The sequence below is a fragment of the Neoroseomonas terrae genome, assembly GCF_018129025.1.
Classification (GTDB): domain Bacteria; phylum Pseudomonadota; class Alphaproteobacteria; order Acetobacterales; family Acetobacteraceae; genus Neoroseomonas; species Neoroseomonas terrae.
This window is the reverse complement of record NZ_JAAEDI010000005.1, coordinates 174272-199544: the sequence shown is the minus strand read 5'-3', so window position 1 is coordinate 199544 and position 25273 is coordinate 174272. Positions and strand designations below refer to the sequence as shown.

General features: G+C 65.8%; 30 protein-coding genes and 1 tRNA gene. 19 read left to right on the top strand and 12 right to left on the bottom strand.

What is annotated here, in order from left to right:
* Positions 1 to 363 precede the first annotated feature (363 nt).
* From GXW78_RS06160 to GXW78_RS06145, 4 genes are all read right to left on the bottom strand, one after another.
* Entirely contained in the window at positions 364 to 2220 is a 1857-nt protein-coding gene (locus GXW78_RS06160; protein ID WP_211867017.1) for a response regulator, read from the bottom strand.
* Entirely contained in the window at positions 2210 to 3082 is an 873-nt protein-coding gene (locus tag GXW78_RS06155; RefSeq protein ID WP_211867016.1) for a CheR family methyltransferase, read from the bottom strand. Before GXW78_RS06155 ends, GXW78_RS06160 begins: the two co-directional genes overlap by 11 nt.
* Positions 3079 to 6210: a response regulator gene (locus GXW78_RS06150; RefSeq protein ID WP_211867015.1), complete on the bottom strand. Its 3132-nt coding sequence runs from the start codon at positions 6208 to 6210 to the stop codon at positions 3079 to 3081. The genes GXW78_RS06155 and GXW78_RS06150 overlap by 4 nt, the downstream gene beginning before the upstream one ends.
* A 551-nt stretch (positions 6211 to 6761) precedes the next feature.
* Positions 6762 to 6914 carry a hypothetical protein gene (locus GXW78_RS06145; protein WP_211867014.1) on the bottom strand — a complete coding sequence of 51 codons (153 nt, stop codon included), beginning with the start codon at positions 6912 to 6914 and terminating at the stop codon, positions 6762 to 6764.
* A gap of 74 nt (positions 6915 to 6988) precedes the next feature.
* On the opposite strand from GXW78_RS06145, the gene GXW78_RS06140 reads away from it, so the two are divergent.
* On the top strand, positions 6989 to 8020 hold the full coding sequence (locus GXW78_RS06140; protein ID WP_211867012.1) for a tyrosine-type recombinase/integrase: 1032 nt from the start codon (positions 6989 to 6991) through the stop codon (positions 8018 to 8020).
* 608 nt (positions 8021 to 8628) lie between these two features.
* On the opposite strand, the gene GXW78_RS06135 is transcribed toward GXW78_RS06140, so the two are convergent.
* Entirely contained in the window at positions 8629 to 9207 is a 579-nt protein-coding gene (locus tag GXW78_RS06135) for a hypothetical protein (protein WP_211867010.1), read from the bottom strand.
* A 154-nt stretch (positions 9208 to 9361) separates the two neighbouring features.
* On the opposite strand from GXW78_RS06135, the gene GXW78_RS06130 reads away from it, so the two are divergent.
* Complete coding sequence (locus GXW78_RS06130; protein ID WP_211867008.1) at positions 9362 to 9988, top strand: DUF2441 domain-containing protein; 627 nt, start codon at positions 9362 to 9364, stop codon at positions 9986 to 9988.
* A gap of 11 nt (positions 9989 to 9999) precedes the next feature.
* Here GXW78_RS06130 and GXW78_RS06125 read toward each other — a convergent pair whose 3' ends face one another.
* Positions 10000 to 10701: a hypothetical protein gene (locus GXW78_RS06125; protein WP_211867007.1), complete on the bottom strand. Its 702-nt coding sequence runs from the start codon at positions 10699 to 10701 to the stop codon at positions 10000 to 10002.
* Between the two features lie 79 nt (positions 10702 to 10780).
* Positions 10781 to 11044: a helix-turn-helix domain-containing protein gene (locus tag GXW78_RS06120; RefSeq protein ID WP_338147696.1), complete on the bottom strand. Its 264-nt coding sequence runs from the start codon at positions 11042 to 11044 to the stop codon at positions 10781 to 10783.
* 128 nt (positions 11045 to 11172) lie between these two features.
* Between GXW78_RS06120 and GXW78_RS06115 the strand changes: the two genes are divergently transcribed.
* The 8 genes from GXW78_RS06115 to GXW78_RS06080 all read left to right on the top strand — a co-directional run bounded on the left by GXW78_RS06115 (position 11173) and on the right by GXW78_RS06080 (position 15034).
* Positions 11173 to 11577 (top strand): hypothetical protein, encoded by a 405-nt coding sequence (locus GXW78_RS06115; protein WP_211867005.1) that lies wholly within the window; start codon positions 11173 to 11175, stop codon positions 11575 to 11577.
* Positions 11529 to 12944: a DUF3631 domain-containing protein gene (locus GXW78_RS06110; protein WP_211867004.1), complete on the top strand. Its 1416-nt coding sequence runs from the start codon at positions 11529 to 11531 to the stop codon at positions 12942 to 12944. The genes GXW78_RS06115 and GXW78_RS06110 overlap by 49 nt, the downstream gene beginning before the upstream one ends.
* Entirely contained in the window at positions 12941 to 13555 is a 615-nt protein-coding gene (locus tag GXW78_RS06105) for a hypothetical protein (RefSeq protein ID WP_211867003.1), read from the top strand. Before GXW78_RS06110 ends, GXW78_RS06105 begins: the two co-directional genes overlap by 4 nt.
* A complete protein-coding gene (locus GXW78_RS06100) occupies positions 13552 to 14001 on the top strand; it encodes a DUF5681 domain-containing protein (protein WP_211867002.1) in 450 nt (149 codons plus the stop codon). Before GXW78_RS06105 ends, GXW78_RS06100 begins: the two co-directional genes overlap by 4 nt.
* Positions 13998 to 14210, top strand: a complete 213-nt coding sequence (locus GXW78_RS06095; protein ID WP_211867000.1) for a hypothetical protein — start codon at positions 13998 to 14000, stop codon at positions 14208 to 14210. The genes GXW78_RS06100 and GXW78_RS06095 overlap by 4 nt, the downstream gene beginning before the upstream one ends.
* On the top strand, positions 14197 to 14460 hold the full coding sequence (locus GXW78_RS06090) for a hypothetical protein (RefSeq protein WP_211866998.1): 264 nt from the start codon (positions 14197 to 14199) through the stop codon (positions 14458 to 14460). The genes GXW78_RS06095 and GXW78_RS06090 overlap by 14 nt, the downstream gene beginning before the upstream one ends.
* 74 nt (positions 14461 to 14534) lie before the next feature.
* On the top strand, positions 14535 to 14786 hold the full coding sequence (locus GXW78_RS06085; RefSeq protein WP_211866996.1) for an adenine nucleotide alpha hydrolase family protein: 252 nt from the start codon (positions 14535 to 14537) through the stop codon (positions 14784 to 14786).
* Positions 14787 to 14872: 86 nt separating this feature from the next.
* Positions 14873 to 15034, top strand: coding sequence for a hypothetical protein (locus tag GXW78_RS06080; protein WP_211866994.1), 162 nt, complete (start codon positions 14873 to 14875; stop codon positions 15032 to 15034).
* Positions 15035 to 15229: 195 nt separating this feature from the next.
* Here the strand turns inward: GXW78_RS06080 and GXW78_RS06075 are convergent, their stop codons facing one another.
* Complete coding sequence (locus GXW78_RS06075; RefSeq protein WP_211866992.1) at positions 15230 to 17032, bottom strand: SLC13 family permease; 1803 nt, start codon at positions 17030 to 17032, stop codon at positions 15230 to 15232.
* Positions 17033 to 17052: 20 nt separating this feature from the next.
* Between GXW78_RS06075 and GXW78_RS28590 the strand changes: the two genes are divergently transcribed.
* The 4 genes from GXW78_RS28590 to GXW78_RS06060 all read left to right on the top strand — a co-directional run bounded on the left by GXW78_RS28590 (position 17053) and on the right by GXW78_RS06060 (position 18346).
* Positions 17053 to 17301: an FMN-binding negative transcriptional regulator gene (locus GXW78_RS28590; RefSeq protein WP_211866990.1), complete on the top strand. Its 249-nt coding sequence runs from the start codon at positions 17053 to 17055 to the stop codon at positions 17299 to 17301.
* A complete protein-coding gene (locus GXW78_RS06065) occupies positions 17261 to 17611 on the top strand; it encodes a hypothetical protein (protein ID WP_211866988.1) in 351 nt (116 codons plus the stop codon). The genes GXW78_RS28590 and GXW78_RS06065 overlap by 41 nt, the downstream gene beginning before the upstream one ends.
* A 49-nt stretch (positions 17612 to 17660) precedes the next feature.
* Positions 17661 to 17783 carry a hypothetical protein gene (locus GXW78_RS28220; protein ID WP_272876796.1) on the top strand — a complete coding sequence of 41 codons (123 nt, stop codon included), beginning with the start codon at positions 17661 to 17663 and terminating at the stop codon, positions 17781 to 17783.
* A 335-nt stretch (positions 17784 to 18118) separates the two neighbouring features.
* Positions 18119 to 18346 (top strand): hypothetical protein, encoded by a 228-nt coding sequence (locus GXW78_RS06060; RefSeq protein ID WP_211866986.1) that lies wholly within the window; start codon positions 18119 to 18121, stop codon positions 18344 to 18346.
* Between the two features lie 791 nt (positions 18347 to 19137).
* On the opposite strand, the gene GXW78_RS06055 is transcribed toward GXW78_RS06060, so the two are convergent.
* Both GXW78_RS06055 and GXW78_RS06050 read right to left on the bottom strand, forming a co-directional pair.
* Positions 19138 to 19350 (bottom strand): hypothetical protein, encoded by a 213-nt coding sequence (locus GXW78_RS06055; protein WP_211866984.1) that lies wholly within the window; start codon positions 19348 to 19350, stop codon positions 19138 to 19140.
* Entirely contained in the window at positions 19347 to 19592 is a 246-nt protein-coding gene (locus GXW78_RS06050) for a hypothetical protein (RefSeq protein WP_211866982.1), read from the bottom strand. Before GXW78_RS06050 ends, GXW78_RS06055 begins: the two co-directional genes overlap by 4 nt.
* A 101-nt stretch (positions 19593 to 19693) precedes the next feature.
* Here GXW78_RS06050 and GXW78_RS06045 point away from each other — a divergent pair, with 101 nt between their 5' ends.
* The 5 genes from GXW78_RS06045 to GXW78_RS06025 all read left to right on the top strand — a co-directional run bounded on the left by GXW78_RS06045 (position 19694) and on the right by GXW78_RS06025 (position 23203).
* Positions 19694 to 20122: a hypothetical protein gene (locus tag GXW78_RS06045; protein WP_211866980.1), complete on the top strand. Its 429-nt coding sequence runs from the start codon at positions 19694 to 19696 to the stop codon at positions 20120 to 20122.
* A 503-nt stretch (positions 20123 to 20625) separates the two neighbouring features.
* Positions 20626 to 20928, top strand: a complete 303-nt coding sequence (locus GXW78_RS06040) for a hypothetical protein (protein WP_211866978.1) — start codon at positions 20626 to 20628, stop codon at positions 20926 to 20928.
* A gap of 251 nt (positions 20929 to 21179) precedes the next feature.
* Positions 21180 to 22265 carry a hypothetical protein gene (locus tag GXW78_RS06035; RefSeq protein WP_211866976.1) on the top strand — a complete coding sequence of 362 codons (1086 nt, stop codon included), beginning with the start codon at positions 21180 to 21182 and terminating at the stop codon, positions 22263 to 22265.
* Between the two features lie 171 nt (positions 22266 to 22436).
* Complete coding sequence (locus GXW78_RS06030) at positions 22437 to 22868, top strand: hypothetical protein (protein ID WP_211866974.1); 432 nt, start codon at positions 22437 to 22439, stop codon at positions 22866 to 22868.
* Positions 22868 to 23203 carry a hypothetical protein gene (locus tag GXW78_RS06025; RefSeq protein WP_211866972.1) on the top strand — a complete coding sequence of 112 codons (336 nt, stop codon included), beginning with the start codon at positions 22868 to 22870 and terminating at the stop codon, positions 23201 to 23203. The genes GXW78_RS06030 and GXW78_RS06025 overlap by 1 nt, the downstream gene beginning before the upstream one ends.
* Positions 23204 to 23392: 189 nt before the next feature.
* Here GXW78_RS06025 and GXW78_RS06020 read toward each other — a convergent pair whose 3' ends face one another.
* Positions 23393 to 24853 (bottom strand): ATP-binding protein, encoded by a 1461-nt coding sequence (locus GXW78_RS06020; RefSeq protein ID WP_211866970.1) that lies wholly within the window; start codon positions 24851 to 24853, stop codon positions 23393 to 23395.
* Between the two features lie 334 nt (positions 24854 to 25187).
* Positions 25188 to 25264 (bottom strand) — tRNA-Arg (locus GXW78_RS06015).
* Positions 25265 to 25273: the final 9 nt, after the last annotated feature.

The window sequence follows — 25273 nt, the reverse complement described above, 5'->3', positions numbered from 1 at the left end:
GCTTTCGCTGATCGTTGTCAGGGTTGACCTTGCCCGCGGCACGTCGAGGTTGCCGATGTCCTAGACCGGACATGGCATCCGCCCGTTGGTGACTGCCGCATGCGACCGGCCGCGGAGCTTGGATCGGGGCCAACCTGAAGCGCTGTTATTTCCAGCAAGCCGCGGCGCTGGACCGATCAGCGGCGTTCCGTCGCTGTTCGGAAGGATTGCTCAGGCGGTCGGTCTGGCGCCGGACGTGACGCCACACGTCCTCTGCACTCCTGCGCCAGCCTATGCAACGACGTTGGGCGTACCGACGCCACCATCGGGGCGCGAGGCGCGGCTACATCCACTCCGATGATGCCGTGTTCTCCCAACGCGCCGTCAACGCGCGGATGTCTCCGGCGACGTCACTGCGTCCGCCGAGAACAGGCCCTCCGCAGCCTCGACAAGACGGCGCGACGAAAACGGCTTGAGAAGTACTCGAGTCTTGGCGAAGCCTTCCGGCAAGGATTCTCGGTTGTAGCCAGTGACAAAGACGAAGGGCAGACCGCGGTCCGACAGCGCTGCCGCAACGCCGCCGACCGCCTCTCCACGCAGGTTTCCGTCCAGCACGGCGCCGTCGAAGCCGCCCGCGCTGATGGCCGCCAGTGCCAGCTCAACCGTGCTGGCCCTGCCCACGACCACGGCGCCGGCAGCCGTCAGAAGCTCGCTTATCTGCATGGCGATGATGGCCTCATCCTCGATCACCAGGATCCGTCGGCCACGCAGACCGGTGGACCTGGCGGCGGATGCGGTCTGAGCCGGCGGGCCGGCTCCGGCGGCCTCCGGCGCCATGACGGCGTGCGGCAGCGCCAGGGCGATATCCCATGTCACACCGTCCCCGTATGCCACGCGCGCCGTACCGCCTTGCGCGGCGGCACTTTGCTCGATCAACATGGTCCCGAACCCAATGCGCCGCGGCGGTTGAACGCGCGGGCCTCCGCGCTCCCGCCACCTGAGATGCAATGTGGCGTCCACCACCTGCCAGCTCAGAAACAGGCGGCCGTCCGGCACAGTGAGGGCGCCGTACTTGTTCGCATTGGTCGCCAGCTCATGCAGGATCAGCCCGACATGCAACGCAAGCTGCGGTTCCAGGCAGATGTCAGGGCCCGAGGCCTCCAGCCGTGCCTCGTCCAACGTGCCCAGCCTGAGCTGTTCCTGGACCAGTTCGCGTAGCATCGCACCCTGCCAGGTGGAGTTGCTCAATAGGCTGTGCGCCCTGGCCAACGCCTGCAGGCGGCCAGAGAAATCGTCGACAAAATCCTCAGGTGTGTTGGCGCTGTGCAGGGTCTGCGTCGCGATCGCTTGCACGGTCGCAAGCATGTTCTTAACGCGGTGGTTCAGCTCGCTCAGCAGCAGGCGCTGCGTGGCTTCCACCCGCTTGCGTTCCGTGACGTCGAGGATCTGCGCATGCATCGACACAAACGCCCCGGATGACGTGCGCAGGACTGAGGCATACCACTCGCAATCCACCACACTCCCAGCGGCCGTCTGGAGGCGCAGGGCGACCAGATTACGTTGTTCTCCGCCGCACAGTTCCGCGCGGAACGCCGCGAATGCCGGCTTCTCGCTGTGGGGAAGCCAGCCGAATTCCTCCGCGTGACGGCCGATCGCGGCATCCTGGGGCCAGCCGAAAATGCGCTCGGCCCCCATCGACCAGTCGGTGATATGGAAGTCGGCATCGAAGCCGATCACCGCCAGCGGAGAATTGTCCGCATGTGCGCGCAGCCGCGCCAGAGCGCCGGCCAGCCGATCCGCGCCCTGCCGCAGGTCATCGCGCTGGCGCGCGAGTTCCGCGCGCTGCCGGGCCAGTTCGAAGAACACCCCCGCCTTGCTCGTCAGCATCTGCGCGTTCAGCGGCTTGAACAGGAAATCCACCGCGCCCGTCTCATAGCCGCGGAAGTGCCGTCGCTCATCGGTCGCGACGGCGCTCAGGAAGATGATGGGGACGCGTCGCGTGCGCTCGGTCCCGCGCATGAGCTCCGCCAGCTCGAACCCGTCCATGCCGTCCATCTGCACGTCGAGCAGCGCGAGGGCGAAGTCGTGCACCAACAGCAGCTCCAGAGCCTCGGACCCGGACCGCGCCTTGTAAAGACGAAGTCCATCCCGCTGCAGCAGTGCCTCCAGCGCGTACAGGTTCTCCTCGAGGTCATCGACCAGGAGGAACTTCACCTCGCCGCCGGTTGCATCAGACGGCATCGCTCATCCCCACGACAATGGGCCGCGTCGGCGCGCGGCGATAGATGCGTTCCGATGCCGAGAAGTCGGAGAATGCTGGCGCCTCGCTCGAGAAGCGCACGGTCTCCTGCGCCCCGAGCCCGAGGAAGCCGCCATGCACCAGCGAGTTAGAGAAGAGCCCGAGCGCCCGGTCCTGCAACTCCCGGTCGAAATAGATCAGCACGTTGCGGCAGGAGATGAGGTGGACTTCCGAGAACACCGCGTCCGAGACCAGACTGTGTTCGGAGAAAACGGTGCGCGCGCGTAGCGTTCGGTCGAACACCGCCGCGCCATAGCCCGAGGTGTAATAGTCGGACAGCGACGACCGCCCACCGGACAGGCGATGGTTCTCGGTGAACAGCGCGATGCGGTCCAGATCGTAGATCCCCGCTTCCGCCTTGCGCAGCGCCCCGGGATTGATGTCGGTGGCGTAGAAGATTGTGCGCGCCTCCAGCCCCTCCTCGCGGAACATGATGGCGAGTGAGTAGACTTCCTCTCCATTCGCGCAGCCGCAGACCCAGACTTTCAGCGATGGGTAGGTGCGCAGATGCGGCACCACGGTGTCGCGCAGGACACGGAAATAGCTAGGATCGCGGAACATCTCGCTGACCTGGATGGTCAGCAGGTCCATCAGTTCCGGCAGGACCGACGGGTCATGCAGCAGCCGGTCCTGCAACAGCGACAGGCTGCGGCAGCCGAAGCGGCGCTTCGCCTCCTCCAGCCGCCGTGCGATCGACGCGCGGGAATAGCCGCGAAAGTCGTAGTGGTAGCGCTGGTGCAGCGCCTCGAGGAACAGGCCGGTCTCGATGTCCTCGGTGGCCTGCGGAGCGTCCCAGATCCTCATCGCGGCATCCAGACTCGTACCAGGGAGAGCAGCTTGTCCACGTCCAGCGGCTTGGCCAGGTAATCGTTGGCGCCTGCGGCAAGACACTGCTCCTGATCCTCCGGCCGAGCCTTGGCGGTCAGCGAGATGATGGGCAGGGACTTCCATTCCGGCCGCCGGCGGATCTCGCGCGCGGCGGTCAGACCGTCCATCTCCGGCATCATCACGTCCATCAGCACGACATCGACCGGCGCAGTCTCGCCACGCTGCGCGCGTTCCAGGGCGGCGATGGCTTCGATCCCGTTGCGGGCGATGGTCACGGTCGCGCCATGCGGCTCGAAGATGCTGGTCAACGCAAAGACGTTGCGCACGTCGTCCTCCACCACGAGGATATTGCGGCCCTCGATGGCGGCGTCGCGGTTCATCGAACGCGCGAGCATCCGCTGCGACTGGTCCGGCAGGTCGGACACGACCTGGTGCAGGAACAGCGTCACCTCGTCGAGCAGACGGTCGGGCGATTTGGCGCCCTTGATGATGATGGAACGCGAATGCCGGCGCAGCCGCAGCTCCTCGTCCAGGGTCAGGTCGCGGCCAGTATAGACGATGACCGGCGGGAAGGCGGCGTCCTCGTCCCGGTTGAGCTGTTCCAGCACCTCGAAGCCCGAGGCATCCGGGAGGCTGAGATCGAGCACGAGGCAGTCGAAGGTCTGCCGCCGCAACTCCTCCAGGCAGGCGGCGGCGGTGCGTGCGCCAATCACCTCGACCTCGGCGGAGGAGAGCAGCGACTTCAGGCTTTCGAGCTGCGTCTCATTGTCCTCGACCACGAGGATGCGCCGGACGCGCTCGGTGAAGCGGCGATCCATGCGTTCCAGCGCCTGGATCAGCTGCTCGCGCTTCACCGGCTTCAGGATGTAGCCGACGGCGCCGAAGGACAGCGCGGTCTGCGCGTAGTCGCTGACCGAGACGACATGCACCGGGATGTGGCGGGTGCGCGTGTCGCGCTTGATGCGGTCCAGCACCGACAGGCCCGTATGGTCCGGCAGGCCAATATCGAGGATGACCGCATGCGGCAGGAACTCCCGCGCCGCCTCGACGCCCGAATCCGCTGTCCCCTCGACGATGCACTGGAAGCCGCGTTCATGCGCTAGGTCATAGAGGATGCGGGAGAAGGCCGGATCGTCCTCCACCACAAGGATCGTGCGACCGCTGCGGTCCAACCGCGTCCGGTCATCCTCGAAGGCCGGCGCGCGAGCCGGCAGCGTCCTGATCTCGGTAGCCGGCAAGGGGGCGCGGCGCGCGGTGGAGGCAGGCGCGTCGAGCACCATCACCGGCGGGACGACGGGCGCGCTCGTGTCCATTGCCAAGGCGGGATCGTAGATCTCCGGCAGGCAGAAGGTGAAGGCGCTGCCCTCGCCGGGCACGCTCTCCACCTCGATATGGCCGCCGAGCAACCGCGCCAGTTCGCGCGAGATGGACAGGCCGAGCCCCGTCCCGCCATAGCGGCGGTTGATCGTGCCGTCCGCCTGGCGGAAGGCCTCGAAGATCGCCTGCTGCTGTTCGGCCGGGATGCCGATGCCTGTGTCGCGCACGGTGAAGGCGAGCCGCCCCTGCGGCCGACGAGCCACGCTGAGCCGGACTTCACCCTTTTCAGTGAACTTCAGCGCGTTGGACAGGAAGTTCTTCAGCACCTGTTCCAGCCGTTGCGCATCGGTGTCGATCTCGGTCGGTGCGTCGGCGGCGATCTCGGTGCGGAACTCCAGCCCTTTCTCGGTGGCCAGCGCGCGGAAGCTCGCCGCGAGCTTCTCCATCATCGGCGCAATGCGCTCGCGGCTCGGCTGCAGTTCGAGCCGGCCGGCCTCGATCTTGGAGATGTCGAGGATGTCGTTGATCAGCAGCAACAGGTCGTTGCCCGACGCCTCGATGGTCTGGGCGTACTTCACCTGCTCGGCGGTGAGGTTGCCGCCGCGGTTGTCGGATAGCAGGCGCGCGAGGATCAGCAGCGAGTTCAGCGGCGTCCGCAGCTCATGCGACATGTTGGCGACGAATTCGGACTTGTACCGGCTCGCCTGTTCCAGGTCGCGCGCCTGCATGCGCAGAGCCGCCTGGGCATGGGCGAGGTCGTCGCGCTGGCTTTCCAGGATGCGCGTCTGTTCCTCGAGCTGGACGTTTGTCTGTTCCAGCTCCGCCTGCTGGCGTTCCATTTCCGCCTGGGATTCCCGCAGCGCACGACCCTGTTCCTCCAGCTCCTCGTTGGAGGACTTCAGTTCCTCGCTCTGCTGCTGCAACTCATCGGCTTGGCGCTGGGTTTCCTCCAGCAATTCCCGCAGCCGCGCGCGGTACATGGCCGCGCCGAGTGCCACGCCGACCGACCGCGATACCTGCTCGAGGAAGGCCCGCGCATCCAGATGCGCGTCGCCCAGAAAGCCGATCTCGACCACCGCGTTGATGTCGTCATCGACCCGCATGGGCGCGATCAGCAGGGATCGCGGACGTGCACGGCCGAGGCCCGATCCGACCTGGAGATAGCCCTCAGGCACATCGGTCACGAGCATGTCGCGGCCGTCGCGGACTACCTCCCTCAGCAATCCGCCGCCCTCCTCTACCCGCCCGGGCAGGCTTGCGGGTTCCGGCACGCCATAGGTGGCTTGGCGCTCAAAGCCAGCGCCGTCGCGGACGAAGATCGCTGCCGCCTGCGCGCCGAGATGGTCGGACAGATAGGCCAGGATATTCGCGCTGAGTTCACCGAGGGTCTGGTTGCCGCCCATGCGCTGGCCGAGCGCAACCTGGCCGGCCTGCATCCATTCCTGTCGGCGCACGACAATACGGTTGCGCACGAAGAAGAAGCCGGTGACGCCGATGGTCCAGGCCGTGACGATCCCGAAGCTGCGGTTGACCGCAACCGCAGCAACGTCGCCGCCCGCGGGACCGAAGAAGAACCCTATCAGGGTGAAGACGGAGGCGAGGAAGGCCAGGAGGATGGGAATACCGGGCTGCCAGACCAGATAGGCGAGCGCCATAGGCAACAGATAGAAGACCCAGACCGCCACATTCAGCGGCAGAAGCATATCCGCAATGAGGACGGCCGCCATTGTGCTGCCGATGACGGCATGCAGCACAGCCTGCCCCCGCGGCGTCGACGCCAGATTCATGGTCTCTCCTAGGGCGCGCCGGTCGCGACGGATGCCCAAGCCTCGGTGGGCGACCTAGCTAGCGTCTGGAGGGGCGAGGCGCAATTTCGACCGCGGCGAACCTGTGGAACGGTCTGCTGGCCAACCGGCGCGATCCTGCGACCGGTGCGCGTGCCCAGACATCAGCCCACTTCGATCAGCCAACCGGGGTTGTCCTCAACCGCACGCCCGACCTACCCCGTTCTCGGGTTGATCTCGACGTCCGCGGCTTCGGGGGCGATGCGATTGCGGCGATCGGCGGATCCTTCAGATCCTCGCCTGCGAGCCGGACGCGCGCAACGCGCCATCCAGGCGGCGCTGAAGTCGCTAGCGGGGGGATCGCGGCTTGGTTCATGGCCGAGCACGGATGCATTCCAATGGCGGCAGCCTGGCCGGCTTCGGCCAGCCCGTTCGCAGGGGAGGTGGCGCAGGCATGAGCGCCGACCCTCTCGTCGACTGGCCGGATCGAGCGCGCCCGCGGCCGGTCCTTGCCCTCGACCTGGCCCGCGAATTCGCCTGGCCGGCACGGAGGCTCACAACCGTCGCAGCGTGTCCTCATGCCCTGGATGCGCGTGCGGCTGTGGATGCCCGCTGGTCCGAAGGTACCGTTCGTCGATCTCCGCGATAATGGCGGCGCCTCTCTCCCGTCCCACAAGGCGCACCAGCGCGTCGATCTTCGCCTCCATGCGATCGTCGTTCTCCTTCGACGACGGGGAGCCGATGTAGAGGAAGTACGCGAGGCCAACGACCTGCCGCGACAGTGGCCGAACTCTGCACGCTCTACCTGGCCGACGCTGAAGCGGGCCGGTTGCTGACGCGCCGCGGTGCAAGCAAGCGCGCATCGACCCTCCTGACCGACCGCAGCCGCATCGACGGCCATATCCGCCCGCTGCTCGTGACCATGAAGGTGCCGGCCGTCACTCGGCAGGACGTCGAGGGCTTCATGCACGACGTGGCGGAAGGCCGGACGCGGCAACGGGTGAAGCTCGGGAAGCCGCGGGCTCTGTCCATCGTTCGCGGCGGGAAGGGCGCGGCGGCCCGCACGGTGGGGCTCCTGGGTGCGCTGTTCACCTACGCAGTGAAGAAGGGCATGCGCCCCGACAATCCAGTGACAGGGACCGTGCGCTACGCCGATGGCCGCCGCGAGCGACGCCTGACCGACGTGGACTATGCGGCGCTTGGGAAAGGCCTGACCGCTGCCGCGGTTATCCAGCCGCGCAGCGACGACAAGCCAGGCAAGGCGCTTGTCTGGCCGGCGGCGATCGCTGTGACGCGGTTTCTGGCGCTGACGGGATGGCGAAGCGGCGAGGCGCTGGGCCTGACTTGGGGGATGGTGGACCTCGCCCGGCGCACCGCGACGCTGCCCATGTCGAAGACAGGCCACAGCATCCGACCCCTGGCGGTCGCGGCTTGCAACGTGCTTCGGACGATGGGGGCGGGCAATGCCGATGCGCTGGTGTTCCCGCCGAGCCGCGGGAAAGGCACCATGAGCGGCTTTCCGTCGCTGTTCGCGCGGATTGGTAAGGCGGGCGGCCTGGCGCCGGACGTGACGCCGCACGTTCTGCGGCACTCATTCGCTAGCCTGGGCAACGACCTGGGCCTGACGGAAGCGACCATCGGTGCGCTGGTCGGCCATAAAGGCGGCGGTGTGACGCGCGGCTACATCCACGCAGGCGACGCGGTGTTTCCCGCGGCCGATCGAATCGCCAGCGCCACACTTCGCAAGATGGAAGGCGAGACGGGCGCCGAGGTTCTCGGAGTGCCGAGCGTGATGGCAAGGCGACCCGCCTAACGTCGAACACCGCATCCGTTGCGGTTGCCGAGATTCGGTGGGGCGCCACCCAATCCCCTAATCAGGCCCACTCGCGGTTGGATCGGTCGCTTCTTGTTCACCCTCCTCCAAGCCGCCCTGCATCCATCTTTGCGCGATTGAGAGCCGATCAGTTCTTCTTGAGGCGGAATGCGAACTCGGCCCGGAACCCTGGCGATTCGGAAAACATCTCCTCGATCTCTGCTTTCTGCCGGAAGTCCCGACGCGCAACGGTGACCCTACAGCCTCCAGCCTAGCTCCCCTGCGACGGTGGGCGGCGCTGCCTTCGCCGAGCGGGCGCGCCGCCTTAGCAGCGGCGCCTACAACAGCCCGCATAGCCGAGCAGTGGCCGCCCGGTCGAGTTGACAGCGCGACGGTCAGGAAGACGGCATCGGACTCCGCCGCAGGCTCGGGCGGGGCCCAGCGCCACCGCCAGCATCACAACCGATGTTCTCAGCAGCGCCTTTCCCCGATCCTTCGTCATAGGCGACTGCCCCCGGTCCACAATGCCCGGACGGTGTGCTTGCCGGCGAAGCGGTGTGGCAGCGTCTCGCGGCGGAGCTAAGGGCAAATAGCTGGCCGGTAGGCTACTACTTCAACTGGATCAACATGCCGCGTCGCGCAGTGTCGAGCACGTATACTTCAGCGAAGGGCAACAGCTGAGCTTCGTGTGATAATGCGGCTCTTATGCTGTCCGGACTTCGATGCGGCGACGACCGGAGCGGAGCAGTAACGAGCAAGATGTACCCCGCAAACTTGCTTTGGTTCTTGCGCTGGAACCGAGATGAAATCGCACGATCTATTATCTCATCAACGGATGCGCGACTGTTCAGAATCCGGCCTCGCTTCCTCGCGCGAGCAAACACGACGGCTGGCGCTTCATCCGGAAGAGGGATGAACCCCGGAACGGCAGCGCCAGCGGCGAGACTCTTGCCCACTTCAACCTGCGCACGAGCATGCGCACTTGTAACTTCAATTCCCACCGAGGCGGCGCCGGCAAGCGTCAACCACGCGTCTGGAGGCTCATCGTTAAGGGGAAATCGGATGCGCGCATCGACCTGATAGCGCTCGGAAAGGAAATGCTCGACCGGGACAATTTCATCCTTGAGCTTCTTCCATGGCGCTCGTCCTTCCCGATACGCTTGCAGGTCCGGGGCAGAGATGGACATGCTTGTAAAACGAGACAGCCAGTCTTGGAGAACCGATACTGCGACCCCATCAGGTGCCGAGATTGCACTATAGAGCTCATCGAGCGAATCAGTTGTGAATGGCGCTCCTGGTCGCATGCTCTGTATCGTGCTCAATTTCGGAGGGTTATGTTGAATGCTGCGCCTAGTGAAAAACCAAACTTTCTTCCACATCAATAGAGTGCTGCCTCATTCTCCACAATACCTCTTAGAAGTGGGGCAACAAGTCGAAGCGGGCTTGTCCGAGAACCCTTTCTTCGGATTTTATCGCGGTCCGGCACGGTCGTTCCCGGTACGACAAGCAGACGGTAAGGTTCTACCTGTGCCGGCAATCCGGTACATTGATAACGTCGCGAGCGGTGCGTTTACGCCAGGGGACTGGCGGGCGTTCGCTGGAGAGGCGCGCCTGACGGCCCGCCATTTCATGATGCTCGCCCGGGAACTCCTGTGGGAGTCCGTTCGGGCCGCGGAGTTCCCTGATCGCCCATCACGGCAGCGGGGCATGTGGCTCACGGACGCCACATCGCTCGAGATCTGGAAGCGTCGGCTCGCTTTTGACCAGCTGACGCCGACACGGATTGTAGAGGTGTCAGCGACAGGGTTAGCGCTGGAGACGGACGCGATGCTCCTTCTTGGCGAGAGTGAATCTCTCGGCGAGACGGAACGCAAAGCGCGGGCTTACTGGAGCGGTGGGTCTGGGGCTCCTGGCGGTGAGCCTGAGACCTTGTTTTCTGGAACCATGGTCGTTACGGGCATCGTCTGAGCTTCCAAACCTCAGACCGTACTGCCGCCCGCCGTTGAGCCGGCACTCTCCTGCGCCTGGCGTGATGCCTTGAACTGTACTGCTTCGGCGCTGCGTAAAATCTCGTCGGCCCAATTCTGGACGTCCTGCGCCAGCTTGCCGCACGAGTGTGGGTCGACGCCCAAGAACGCTAGTGCGGTCCGCATATTACCGGTCGAGGATTCCACAATGCCCACGGCTTCCACCATCTTCCGTGTTTTCACATCCCTAGAGTTACCTTGCGGCGTCCATACATCGTGCGCCCATTCGTCTTGGTGCTTAAAGTAGTTCCCGACAGCCCACACCAACTCAATTAGGGGGTGGCCGGTATTCTTGTAGTTACCACTTTCCGCGCGGACCGCTCTCGCATCGGGCCACCTCTTAGCCGCACCATGTCCGGCCGTCAGTGCCTCCGATGTCTCGCATGCCGCCACGCCTACTCGACGGATCTTCGTCTGCAGCATCAGAAAAATCGCACCTATCAGGTCTTCCAGGTAATCCGTTTCCGTAGAGATGACCGCGTCGGCGAAGTCGTCGCGGCCGGACTCCATGGCGCGCGCGCAGGCGTCCTCGGATGACACGACAAGGCGCGCGAAATCCTCGATGATTCGGATGAACCGGTCGTCCCGCACTTCGTGCCTCAAGATTTGCATACTGAAAGCGACGCCCATACGAGCCGCGTCAAGACGATTCACTGTGGTCCTCCGAGCCGACGGTCTCGCTATGTTTATCAACGGATCCGGTTGGAGGAAGTGGATAGCTGCGCCTTGGCTCCTAGTCCGATGGAGACAGCTCGGCAGCCGGCTTCCGCAACCTCACCCCTGCCCCGCCCCCGTTCTCTGGGATGAACTCTACGCCCGCGGCTTCGAGGGCAGTGCGGATGGCTGTAAGTGTCCGTTGCTGCGGGCTCCCGTCGTCGAGCTCAAATCTGGCCAACGTCCTCAGTGGAACTGCACTGGCGTCGGCCAACTGTTCCCGTGTTAAGCCCAGGAGCGCCCTGGCCGCTCGGACTTGCCCTGCCGAAATGGCATCTGGCATGCCGTTTTCGCTTGCATCCATTTAGATAGAATGGCACGTTTCATGCCGTTCCTCAAGGAACGGCCGAGCGAGGAAGGTGGAATCTCCCTGCTCGGCCTCACCGCAACCGCGAATGGGAGTTCGCGATCATGGCTGAGCACGTCTGTACCACATTCAGCGGTCGCGCGCCCGCACCACCGCCCACATTGTCCGCAATTGCTACGGCACTCGGCTCGCTTGAGCCGAAGCACAGCGACGACGAGGTGACGCACGCTCACCTCGCCCGGCAGACGATCATCTTTAATGCTGCCGCGTTCTTGCCCGTGCGCTCCGGTGGCGATGCCGCGCTGGCATTGAGCGCCGCGGCATCCGGCTTGGATGGCCTCCTGCACTACGAACTGTCCGAAGCCCAACGCGAGCGCACGATCCACGCGGCGATGAATTCCATCGCTACCGTTGCATCCTGGTTGATGACCGAGCACGGCGGCATCCCGATCGCCTCTGCGTGGCCGCCCTACGCCAACCCGTTCGCGAGCGAGGTGGCCCAGGCATGAGCGCCGCCCCTCTCTTCGACTGGCCGGATCGCTCGCGACCACGGCCGGTCCTCGCCCTCGACCTGGCCCGCAAGTTCGGCTGGTGCGCCGGTGTGCCCGGCGCGCACCCGGAATATGGCACCGTCGAGTTACAGGGCCGGGCCCACGGCGTGGTCTACTCCGACCTGATCCGCTGGATCCATGCGCTGATCCGCCAGCACCACCCGGCCGAGATTGCGATCGAAGCGCCGCTCGGCAGCGGCGGCTCCAGCACCACGCGCCTCGCCTGCGGGCTGGCGGCCCACTTGCAGCTGATCGCACATCAGGAGGGCATTCCGGTGCGCGAGGAGCCGGTATGGCGCACGCGGCGCGAGGTACTCGGGCGCAGCGACTTCCCGGCCGGCACGGCGAAGTCCGAGGCCGTCGCTTGGTGCCGCGCCAACGGCTTCGCACCCGGCGACGACAACGCCGCGGAGGTGATCCGCGTGGTCGAGCTCGACGGCGAGCATCGCCCCGTGCGCTTCGCTACCTTCTGCCCGGTTGCTCTGGCCGGCATCGGCAAGCTGCCGGACACGCTGGCGGATCGGTGCGTGCCGATCACCTTGCAGCGCAAGGCAGCGGCCGAGACGGTGGTGAAGCTGCGGGCCCTCGGGGCGCGGGACTCACTGCACATTGCCGCGCGGTGCCTCGCGCGATGGGCGCAGGACCACGGCGCAACCTTGCCGCTGACACCCGAGATCCCAGACGCGATGGGCGACCGGGAAGGCGATATCTCGGTGCCGCTGCTTGCCATCGCGGACTCTGCCGGCGGCGAGTGGCCGGCACGGGCCCGTGCGGCGCTATTGGAGGTGTTCGGCATCCGCAACGCCGCCGAGGGCACCATGGAAGCGGGCGCACTGCTGCTGGCCGATCTGCGGCAGCTGTTCCTCGGCAGCAGCGCCACGCGCCTGACCAGCGCGGGCATCTGCGAGCACCTGGGGCAGATGGAGGAGCGTCCCTGGCCCGAATGGAAGCATGGGAAGCCGATGACGCCCACACAGCTTGCCCGCGCCCTGGCACCGTTCGGCGTGCGACCTGCGAACCTGCGGCAGCCGGACGGCAAGGTGCCGAAGGGCTACCACCGCGACGCTTTCGAGGAGGCGTGGAACCGCTACCTGCCCTCGGACACGTCTTCTTCGCCTAATCCCCCCCATTCGAGCCGCTACACCGCTACAAGTGAGGAAAGGCCTGGGTTTGCGGCGAATTCCGAGCCGCTACACGATACCCCCTGTAGCGGTTCCGAAAATGGGTTCAAACCGGCAGAAGACCTGGGTTGTAGCGGTGTAGCGGATCAGTATCCCCCCTTTGGCGGGAACGAAGGGTCCGAAGCCTTCGAGGCGACGCTGTGAGCGCCGCCGCGATCATTGCCCGCGCGCAGGCGGAGGGCGTGCGTCTGTGGGTCGAAGGGGAGCAGGTGCGGGTTCGGGCTGCGCGCCCGCCCGCGCCCGATCTGCTTGCGGCTCTCCGTGCCCAACGCGACGACGTGCTGCGGTTGCTGACAGCCAATGCAGCGCCGCCTCCGCCGCGCGACGCATGGGGCCTCACTGACGCGGAGAAGGCGGACGGCGCTGCGCGGGTCCTCGGGACGGCGGCGCCTGCGCCACCGCCTCCGCCCACCGAGCCTGCCCCGATGGACCATGACGCAGGTGAACGCGCGGCGATGGTGGCGCACTACGGAGCCGCCGCGCCTTCCGCCTATCGGCCGGATCGGCCCGACGAACTTCGCGACGGACTGTCGCGCGGCTTCCATGCGCACCGTCACGTCTGGTCGTCGCTCCCGTTCGGTGCAGAGCGCCGGGGCGCCTTTGACGAGGCGCGCCGACAGCCAGGCGCCTGCCCGACCTGCGCTAGCCACCGCTGGTGGCACCTAAAGGACGAGCCGGCGACGGCGCTGCGCTGCTCGACCTGCCACCCGCCCGACCATCTCGAAACCGACGACGTGGAGATCATCACGACATGAGCGATGACGCTGAAACTACAGGCCCCAAGCAGCGGGGCCGACCGTGGCCACGGGGCACCTCGGGGAACCCCGCCGGCCGACCGCTGGGCGCCCGCCACGAGGCCCTGAAGGCCCTGGACGCCATCGGCAGTGAAGGCGCCGCCGACGTCATGCGAAAGGTCGTCGAGGAGGCGAAGGGCGGGGACATGCGAGCCGCCGAGATCCTGCTGCGCCGTCTCTGGCCGGAACGGAAGGGTCGTCCCGTCGCGTTGGATATGCCCTCTACGACGGACGCCGCCAGCGTCGCCGCAGCACTGTCCTCGGTGACGCTGGCCGTCGCTGCCGGCGACCTCTCCCCCGAGGAAGGCCAAGCGGTGGCGGCGATCCTGGAAACGCAGCGTCGCGCGATCGAAACCGCGGAGCTCGAAGCCCGCATCACTGCTCTGGAAGAAAGGAACCCGCGATGATCAATCAGCTATCGCGCCGCGTGGAGTCGCTTGAGGCCAAGACGCAGGACAAGGACGCGCCGTTGCAGATCGTCTGCGCCGCCGCAGGTGACGACGCGACCATCGAGCGGGCGATGCTGAAGAAGTTCGGGACGCCCGAAGCGCCGCCCGGTGCGAACATGCTGCTTATCGTCACCGGCGTAGAGAGGCATTCCGATGACGAGGCTTGATGCGAGAGTAATCAAGCTGGAGCGCCATGCCGGCCCCCAGATCCCGGTGGGTCCGTTCGCTGAATGGTCTGACGCCGACCGCTTGCGCGTCGAGGCGCTTATCGACGGCCCCCAAGGCGACTCTGTCCTTTCTGCGCTACCAGACGACGCCCTCGAAGGGCTGGCCGAGGCAATGCGATCGGCGCTGATTGCCAAGGGCGCCTACGACGAAGTCGCGATCATGGCGGCAGTGAATGAGCCGCTGCCCTGAACTCACAGCCTTGCCGCGCGGTGCCCGGGACCCGTTCGGGCGAGCGGGCTGCGCCGCTTTCGGAGAACATGACGATGAGTGATCATATTGCATCGGGCGTCCCGCGCGGCGCGCGCCAACCGCATATCTCGGCTGCGCGCGAATTCCGAAGCGACGACGATCTGGCGTTCCACGAAAACGCCATCGTCACGGCCGCGGCACTTCACCTGGCCGAGCATCGCCATGTCGTCCTGAGCTACAGCGGCGGGGCGGAAAGCGGGCCCCTGCTGCATCTGCTGCGGCCGTTCCGGCAATCCTTCACCGTTGTCTGGAACAGCCGACGCTGAAGATGAGCGGGCTGACGGTCGGCGGTGCGCTGGTGGGGTGAAGGGCTTCATCGCCGGTTGCGCCACGACGGACGGAGGATAGCCACATGATCCCGATGCCCCCTAACGCCGAGGAAGAAGCCCGCCGCGAGGTGGAGCGCCAGCAGCCACAGCAGGGCTCCGGCATCGCCGAGGCGATCGACGGCGTTGGCGCCGTGGTGGACCTGGGTATCACCGCGGTGGAAATCGTGGCGTCCAGCGCCGGCTAGGCCGCGATCAGCGCCGCGAGCATGGCGGCGGAGGCGACGGTGACGGTGGCGAAGGTCTCGCTGGATACCGTCGGCAGCGTGCTCGGCGGTCTGACCGACCTCTGACAACGGTCGGCCTTTCGGCTGCCTCTTTGGTTACGCGCGGGGCCGTCGCTTCAAGCCCGCGCGCCAACCTGTTCGGGCTCGATGACAGGATCACCCGCCCGGCCGGAGCGGCCAGACCAGCGGGATCACCAGCGTCGCCACAACCAGCACGATGATCGACAGTGGCAGGCCGAGCTTCCAGTAATCGCCGAAGCGATACCCGCCTGGACCCAGCACCAGCGTGTTGCACTGGTGCCCCACGGGCGTGAGGAAGTCGCAGGCGCAACCCACCGCAACCGCCATCAGGAACGGGTCTGCGTTGAACCCGAGCCGCGTCGCCACGCCGGCCGCAACCGGGGCCAGGATCAGCGCCGTCGCCGCGTTGTTGAGGAAAGGCGTCAGCCCCATGGCGAGCAGGATGATGAGCGCGAGGGCGCCCGTCGCCGGCACCAGCCCCGCGACCTCCGCGAGGCCGCCTGCGATGAGTTCTGCACCACCGGTGCATGCCACCGCGTCGCTGATCGGCAGCAGGCAGGCGAGCAGGATGAGGATGGGCGTGTCGACGGCCTCATAGGCTTCGCGCAGCGTCAGGACGCCCAGCACCACCGTCAGCACGGCGGCCGCGAAGAAGGCCGGCGCAACGGGCACGATGCCGAAGCCGACCAGCCCCATGGTCACGGCCAGTATCAGGATCGGCAAGATGTCCTGCCGCTTCTGCCCCAGCCCCGTGCCGCGATCGACCAGCGGCAGGCAGTTCAGCGCGCGCAGCGCGTCCGGCATCGCCGCCGAGGGGCCCTGCAGCGCCAGCACGTCGCCCGCGCGGATGCGCACCTTCCGCAGGGGCGTAGTGATCGATTCCCCGCGCCGCGCGACGCCCAGCAGGTTCAGTCCATGAACGTCGCGCAACCGCACCTGTCGGGCCGTCGCGCCGACCAGCAGGGAGTCCGGCGTAACCACGGCCTCCACCACGCCGACCTCTTCGGTCGGCAACTCCTTGGGCGCGCCTTCCTTGGCGCCGACGAGTTCGATGCCAGATTCGGCGACGAGTTCGGTCAGCCGATGCGGATCACCCTGCAGGATCAGCACGTCGCCGGCGAAGATGCGCCAAGCGCCGTTCGGCACGTAGCGGCGCCGGCCCTCGCGCAGCAGGGCGACGGCGATGATCTCGCCCTCGGTCAGCGCCTCCAACTCGCCGATCGTCTTGCCGATCATGGCGCTGCCCTCGGGCACCTCGGCCTCGGACATGTAGGGGCCGACCTCGAAGGCCTCGTCCGCGCCGGCCTGTGCCTTGCGGTGCAGCGGCAGCAGCCGCCAGCCGAAGGCGAGGAAGACCAGTGCGACGGCGGCGATGGCGAGGCCGACCGGCGCGAAGTCGAACATCGCGAAGGGCTCGCCGCCCAGTTCCTGCCGCACGCGGGAGACGAGGATGTTCGGCGAGGTGCCGACCAGCGTCACCAGCCCGCCGACCAGCGAGCCGAAGGCCATGGGCATCAGCAGCGCCGAAATCGGCGTGTCGCTGCGGCGCGAGAGCTGCACCGCCATCGGCAGGAAGATCGCGAGCGCGCCGACATTCTTCATCAGTGCCGACAACACGGTGACCCCCAGCGTCAGCGCGAAGACGCGCGCGCCCGTGTTGCGCAGGTGGGGTTCGACGTATCGCAGCGCGCGGCCGACCAGCACCGACTTCCCGATGCCGGCGCTGATGACGAGCGCGGAGCCGACGATGACGACGACATCGTCGCTGAACCCCTTGAAGGCATCCGCGACCGGGACGACACCGACGGCGAGCCCCGCGACCAGTGCCGTCAGCGCAACGAGGTCGTAGCGGAAGCGGTCCCAGATGAAGAGGGCGAGGGTGGCGCCGAGGATGGCGAATACCAGGATCTGGTCAAGATTCGGCACCGGCACCGCCATGGATCAACCTCCGCCGAACGGTGATTCTAACGAGGAGTTTCCCGCCTATTCTCGACGCCAATCACATTCCTTTCCTATTGAGTCGCGACGCGAGCGTAATTGGAACCCTTCATTCGCACGTCGCGCGAGCGTATCCGGTCTGGCGCGATGTTGTGCCGCACCCTGGCGCGCGCGTCGCAGGGTCGCCGCGTCCGCGTGCAGGGGCTGACGCTGATGCGGCAGCAGCCCATGACGGCCAAGGGGGTGATCTTTGTGACGATCGAGGATGAGCACGGCACGGCCAACGTGGTGGCCTATGCGCACATCTCGGCGCGCGACCGCGTGCCGCTGCTGACATCACGGCTGATGCTGATCGAAGGGCGTGTCGAGCGTGAGGACAAGCACGCGGAGGTGCCCATCGTGCATCTTATCGCGTCGCGCATCATCGACCGGTCGGACCTGCTGGACCAGATCGGTCGGATCGACGGTCAGGACGACGGCGCCTGGGCAGAGCGGATGCTGGGGCGGGCGGACGAGGTGAAGCGGCCTGAGCCGGGATCGCGGCGAGTGAAGATGCCGGGGACGCGGGATTTTCGGTGATGCGTAGCCGCCCCGGGACAGCAGTGTTTTAGGATACACCGCCAGGCGCATGCGCCACACGATCTGCGGCGGCCCGCGGGCTCACGTCACGGTCTGCGCCGACACGCGGTCGGTCGAGGTGCATCGGCAGGCGGATCATCCCTCGACGCGGGCGGATTTCGGGGTGGACTAGGCGGGACGGAGTTCGTCTGGCAGGGTGCGGGAACCGCATGGTTACCAAGCCAGGGAGCCGGCGGTCAGTCCAAACTTGCCCGCCGGCCTCATCCGCTCGGCGGGCTTTTTGTTGGAATCGGCCCGACGCCCTTGGCCGCTTATCCTAGGTTATTTCGTGACGGTTCCCGATCGGTCAGTCTGCGGGTGCCTCGTTCCCTTTCGAGGCCATCTCATACTGCTCAATCGGCCCGCCAGCAGTCTGCCCCCGCTGGCGGGCGCACTTTTGTGGCCAGCGACGAACCGCGCCTCGCAGCAACGCGCCGTTCTCCCCCGCGTTCTTCCACGGAGGGCGCCATGCCCAAGTTCAGAAGCAAGTTTAAGAGGCCGTCAGAAGACCCAGCGCTAGAGGCAGAGGCGCGAAGGCTCGCTAACGAGCGGGCGATCGAGGAGTTCGGCCCCGAGGGCTTCTGCTTTCAGATCAGCCGCATTGGCGACGGCCGATCGTTCGCCGCCTTCATCACGCACCAGCCCGGCAAGCCGGGCGATATGCCAGGGAAGACGATCACAGTGACGGCGGATTAGGCCGTCAAATGCCGGCTGTCTCCGCCACGGTGCCTAACAAGACCGTACCCGCCACCAGCAGCAGTGCGGCCGCGGATGCAAGCAAGGCGCTCAGGATGATCCCGGGAAATCGCTTCATGGTTGTACGATAACGGGACCGCGAGGTTTGTGAAGGCGCCAATCGCTCACGGCGCGATCAACAATGCACGTTATCCACCGTCTCATCCACGCAACTATTGCGTAGGGGATGCAACCAAATAGCGGTGAGGCGTGCAGCGGGGGGCCGCCGGCGCTCGTTGACGGTGGCATGCGCCTCCCGCTCGAATTCTGGCTGCTGGTCTAATCCGCCATCATCGCCGCTGTGCTTTGGGCGCCGGTGTGGGTGAAGTAGGTGTCTGCTCGGACTCCTCGGGGCTAGACGACCGCCTGCCACAACGATACGATTTCGCATCATATTGCGCTCGGCCCGACCGGGCTGCACTCTCAACTAGCCCGCCGGCATGCACCCGGCGGGCTTTTTATTGGGCCTCGCGCAACGTCGATCGAGGGCCCGCGTTCCGCGTCGGCACGGACCTTGGGGCAGGAATGGTGAGCGCAGTCAGCCAGTATGCGGCGTGTTTGGCGGCTGCGATGGCCATCATTTTGGGCGAGCCTCGCTCCATCGTCGCTGCCCTGCCGATTGGCCGAAAAGGCGGCTGCTGGGGAGCGCGCCGCACCCGAGAAGGGCGAAGGTCTAGGCTACTGGGTCGTGGCGAACGGGCCCGCAACGCTCTTGCTTTCCGAGGTGGTCTTGCGCCGGCCGCGATGACCACTCAACGCCGCCCCGCCTCATCCTTCGCCAGCATCTCGATGAACCGGATGGCCGCGAGCTGTCCGCCTGGGGAGAGGTTGCTGAAAAGCTCGCGCGCCCGGGCGACCTGCTCGGGGGTGGGGTCCGGGGTGAAGCGAGCCGTCCGGCGTTTTGGGCCGCGTCGCGCCTTCACCTGGCCGTCCTCTAGGGTGGCTAGGGGGAGGGTGCGGGTCATGTGGATGCCTGTCGTCGGGGCTCGTTCGGGCAGGCGATAACCATCTCTTTGCGGTTGAACCCGCCGTCCTGCCGGACAGTGTTAAAGCCTGTCGGGCACATCTCGTTGGCGCGGCTGTAGCAGACGTTCCAGCCGGTCGAGGCGCCGCAGGCGATCAGGAACTCGCGACTTCCGTCCGGGCGGCGAACTTCCTGCACGGTCGTGCAGGCCGCGAGTAGCAAGCCCGCCACGAGCGCCAGCACTGTGGCTCGCATTTCGACCCCGCGCGTACCGAGGCGAACATTCTGGTTCAGGTTGTTCCGATTCCGCTAGCCACTACGGAGCAGTACTGGCCGAGCGGGCGGTGTTCACGCGGCGGCGCAAGGATATTTACGAGGCGATCCATCCCGAGACACGACAGGGTGGCGTGGGGCGCGGCGGGTACGAAAAGGGCGCCAATTTGGCGTCCTTTTCCTCTGACACTGCCGCGAAGACTGGCCGCAGCGAGCGCGACGTACAGCGCGACGCCACCCGCGGAGAGCGCATCGACGAGGACGTGCTGACCAGCGTTGCCGGCACTGACATGGACAAGGGCGTCGTGTTGGACGCCCTGGCCGCCACCCCCCGCGACCAGCAGGCTGACCGCCTAGCCGCCATGCGCGCCGCCCCGACCTTCACGCTCAAGGCGACTCGTTTCCGCCGCGGTATCGATTGCCTGGGCACGCCGCGACCACCGCTCGCCAATCGGGCTTCATCAGACCGAGAAAGAACAACGGGGCGTTCATCGTCGTAACGTCAGTTGCGCGCTCCCTCGCGTTGCACTGGCACGTCGTCAGGCTGACACGGTCGTGCTCCATACAATCCGACACGTAGCCGCGCTCCATGGCCGACACCGGGTAGGCCACTGCGAGGATAAGCACCGCCAAGGCATAGGCGATGACGATGCCCCCGAAGATTCTTGCCGCGCGCCGCATCGATCTATCTCAGCTGTACTGGGAGACCTGGGGAGGTTGTTGCGCATCTGCCCGAAGCGTTCAACACATCCTGCCAACGGTGGTCAGCGCGCCGTTCCCGACGCTCTAACCAGGCCGATGTGGAAGCGAGGGACCGCCGAGATGGCCCGGCACGATGCCGCCCGGGTGCCGGAGGCCGAACGGGTCGCAATGCGGCACGGGTGAAGTCATTAGCAGTCACCGGGGGACAATTGACGGCCGCGAGGGGCTCGTGAGACTTCATCGAGAAGTCCACGGAACGTCCATCAGCGGGCCGTGCCTGTGGCGCGACAGGTTAGCCTTGATGTGGATGGAGCGCCGGATGTTGCACGGGATTGATTGGCCCAGCGTCTTTGCGCAGGCCGTGCAAACCGGCGGCGCGCTGTTGATGGTGATCGTCGCATGGACGTTGCCGCGCGCGGTGTGGCGCGGCGCGTTATGGTGGTTCAACTCGGGCAAAGACCGCGGCGCGGCAGAACGCGCGGCGCTGGCTAGGCTGCTGAACGAGGCAGAGGAGCGCGGGTTTAATCGCGGTTGGTCTGCGGCGGAGAAGGCGCTGAGCACCAGGGCGGCACGGACATCCGGCCCGACCTCCGTTACCGTCTGAACGCCCACCTTGCCCCGCCGCCAGTCACCCGAACTGCCCAGGCTGCTGACCACGGATTAGGTGCAGCACCGTGACGCACCTTTGCGCAGCGGCTCGCGATGCAGGGGAGATGCCACCGTCACGCGGCTTGCGGTGAAACCGATGAGGATGGCAGAAGTTAATTCCCGCATTGTGCCGATATTTCCGCAAGAATTCTGGCAATAACTCTATATTGCCGGTAGAATCGTGCGATATCCGCGCAGGTCTTCACGATGGCAATCGCATCCCGCTACATCGGCGGCATTCCCTACGATCCCAGCATGCAGACGGGGCGTTATCCGAACCGAGCGTCGGTCGGCACGACGCCGGGCATTGTCGAGGTTCCGGGCGTCGTCCCGCGGGGCGCTGATCCCGCCGGGGGCGGCGTAACACCTGCTATCGTGCAAGCCCCGCTGACCGGCGGGGTTGCCGGTGGTGGTGGTGGCGGCTCGGGCGGTGGCGGCAACAACCTGTTGGCGTCGCTGCTGCTGGGCGGGCTCGGCGCAGCGCCCTTAATCTACGACCAAGTGAGCGACTGGTTTGAGCCGGCTGCGCCGCCCTACGAAGCCCCCGACCTCGGATCGGTCGAGAACATGTTTGACCCCGGCGGGTCGTTCCTCGGGCCGGGCGGTGTGTCGATCCCAACGGCAGCGCTGGGTGGCTTCGGCACGAATTGGAACAGCGTCTTTGAGCCCGGGTCGTGGACCGTCAATCAGGCTGGCACCGACGCCATTCTGAACGCACCCATGCCGACGGGTGATCAGTTTGCCGGCCTCGCCGGCGATGTTGCGGCCGGCACTGCCGGTGCCGGGGCGCTCGCTAATGCCGGGGAAGCGGCAGCGCTGACGCCGGGACTGCTGGAATCCGGCGAGTTGGTGTTCGGCGGCGTCGATGTTGGATCGCAGATCGCGTCCCTGCCGCTGTCCATCATCAGCGGTATCGCCGGCAACAGCTTCGGGCGTCGCGGGAACCCCGAGAACGCAGCCTGGGGCACCGCGGCCGGCAGTGCCTTGGCGTCGATCGGCGCAGCCATGTTGCCGACGCCACTCGCGCCGATCGGCCTGTTCCTGTCGGCAATCGGCCCGGCCGCAGGCGGCGCCATCGGAAGCCAGATCGGCCCGCCCCCGACTGTCGGCCGCAACTTCTCATCGTTCGGCACCTTCGGCGGTGACGGCAACCTGCATTGGGGTAGCTCTGGCGGCGACAACGGCGCGTCGGCTCTCGATGCGGATCCTTTCGCCAACTGGTTCGCAGGCGACCTGTTCCAACAGGCGGCTGACCAGGGGCTGCAATTCAATCCCAACATGGCGGGGGCATAGATCCGCGTCGGCGGGTACGACAATTTCAGCCGCAGGGGGCAGACGCCGGGCGGCTACTTCTACACGCCAGATACGTCGGGAGGCTCCCCCGAGAACTACGCACTGCGCCCGTCCGGCGACTTCGCCGACGATCCGTTCAGCGCCGGCCAGGCGAGCGCCTTCACCACCAACGTGCTGGCCGACCTCACGGCGCGGGGGCTGTTCACCCGGCCTGGGGAGCAGCAACGCGGCATGGACTACTGGCAGTCCACGCAGGGCACGCCGCTCGGCTTCTACGGCGCCCCTGGCGGCAACTGGAGCACCAACTACTACGGTGACAATGGTGGCGGGTTCGGCGCGCTGATCAACGACCGGCAGAACGCGGTCACAGGCTACATCAACGACCAGCAGTTTCAGCGGGACATGACCGCCGCCGGGGCCAATACGACCTACCAGTACGCGCCGGATCAAGGTTGGCAGCTCGGCGCGGTGGACCTGTCGCAGCCGATCTGGGGTGGCGCGGAAGTCGGGCTGATCAACCCGGGCTCCATGGGCTTCCCGACCATCGCGTCGGCACCGCAAGGCTGGGTCGATCCCGGTGCCGGGTATCAGGGCAACGGCTGATGGAGGACGCGGACCACCAGCCGAAGCCCGCTGCGCGCCCCTCGATGCCGCCCTTCGGCCGGGGGCTGCCGGATGTGTGGGCGATGCTGCCCCACCAAACGGTGCTGCTCCCGCCGGGCGTCCCTTCGGGCGCCTCGGCGAGCGGCTACATCTGGCCGCCCAAGGCCATCCCGCCGGCTGACGAGCTGGCGCATGTGTTGGACCTGGCGCGCGCTGCGGCGCGGCGCAAAGCGGTCCTGTTCATCCTGTGCGGGCATGCCGAGCCGCTGGCCGCGATCAAGGCGGCGATCGCTGAAACGGGGTTAGTGATGCCGGGGTCGGGAGCGTTGCAGTAGCAGGACACTTGGCGCCGGTGGCTGCGTCGCCCGGCGGCGGCGCAGTACGTCTCCGGAAAAGGCGCGCCCTATCAAAAGCCGATCAAGAACTATGCGCGCCTCCAGTGCAGTCTAAGCCATTGATATTGCCTCGTCCTGTATCCGGAGAGGGGGCGCGGATAGGTGTTCGGATCAAGACTCGATCAAAACCTAGGCCCAGGATGGGACATAGCCGGAGCGTGGGTGATCGGAGTCCGCAGGCCGAATCAGCCGCTGCTGAAGGGCCAAGGTGATCACCTGGGAGGCCTGAGCCGCATTCTGCTTGGCGATCCCCAGGCGGGCACAGAGCGACGCATTCCTCATCCGATCTCCGCTGAGGAATTTGAGCACTGCATGCTGGTAGCAGGCCCTCACGCGCTCATCCGGTGTCATCTGGGCAAACGTCCGCGGACCATACAGAATCACTTGGAATGCGTCATCGCTAGCTTTGAACAGAGGAGCGGGCAGCTGAAACAGCTCTGCTTGTGCGATTACCTTATCCAAGCCGCTCCCCTGCTCTTCGCATAGGCCCATTCTCCGCATGAGAGATGCCATCGCTTCGTTCCGAGACCGCGGAGGAAGATCGATCATGCGGTCCGGCGCCAGCAGTGGCGCGCCGGGGTTCGTGATCTCGATGCGATCTTCGAACATTTCGATTTGTGGGCCCGCACCGGAGATAGTCATGTCCTGATGAACGAGTGCATTCGCCACAAGTTCTCGGATGGCAAGTTCCGGAAATAGTGGGTGTTCGACCCGCAATGCCTGCCCGATGTGCTCATTCTTTGGCAGCAGCCCGTTAATGAAGGCAATCAGCCCCTCGAAGCCGGCTGCATAGCCTCGCTTTCCATCTTGACGATTCTTCACCGTGGCAGCTCGGTTTGCTCCCCCATAGGAAACAAATCGAACCCCTTTTCGTGCCATTGCTTGCGGGAAAAGGGTCAGATCTGCGGCAAAAAGGATAGCTCCAAGATTAGTTATATTCCATTTCGACCCAACATCCGCAATGATGAGATGATCTGCCGTTAGGCGCTCTAGGATTCCAGCCCGATTATCTGGCAACGGTTGCTTCGTGAGACGAAAATACTGCGCGTAATCGAGCAAATTCAAAACATCATCAGCCGTTATATACTGAAGGGCGATGCCGCTTTCCCATGCGTAGGGGCGAAGCTCCGAAAGCAGCGCTTGATACCGCTCGGGGTAATCGGTGAGTCGCGGCGTGGCGCTTCCAATCCGAATATAGGCGATACCATTGGCAGTGACGGGCGCCGCGTTTGCGGCGGGGATCTCCAACACCACCACCCGACCGAGCGGATGATCTACCTGGTGGAATTGAAAGGCAATCGACGGCGCTAATCGCTGTGCGAGCCAGAGAGCAAATACTTGATTGCCCACTCTATACGAGTTCGGATCGAACGTGGTGCCGACGATGCTGAGGGACACGTCATCAATACCCCAAAGCAAATATCCGATTGATTGCCCCGACAGGCACGCGGAGTTTGAAATCGCTGAAATTCGCGTAGCGATCATCTCTGCGTTTGAATTGTTATGCTTGAATTCAACCCAAGAAACTTCTCCCTGCGCCAGCAGGTCGCTGACCAAGTCGATAAGCCGCTGAGAATTAGCGGCGCTCACGGGAGGCAGTCTGCCAACAATGGGATGGCGCACCAGTTGATATTGCTGTCCGCCAAGAAGGTCATGCGGTCCCGCCTTCGGCGCCTATCGCGCAGTTCGTAACATCCAGTCGCCAGTTTGCATGACTGATAACGCCCCCCCCCGAACCACCCAACGGTTGCCTACCTGGCAGGATTCCGCTTCCGCTAGGAGGCCCGCACCCTAGGGCGTCCATCCCAACCCGGGCAATCCTAGTGCGCGACAGCGCAGCCCGGAAAACCGCACTGTCGCTACCTATCTGCTACCTAGGCGGCGAGCCCAGATGGCGGCGCGGCAGCTAACTAATTGAAAAGATTGGCGGACCCGATACGATTCGAACGTACGACCTCTGCCTTCGGAGGGCAGCGCTCTATCCAGCTGAGCTACGGGTCCGTCCCGCCA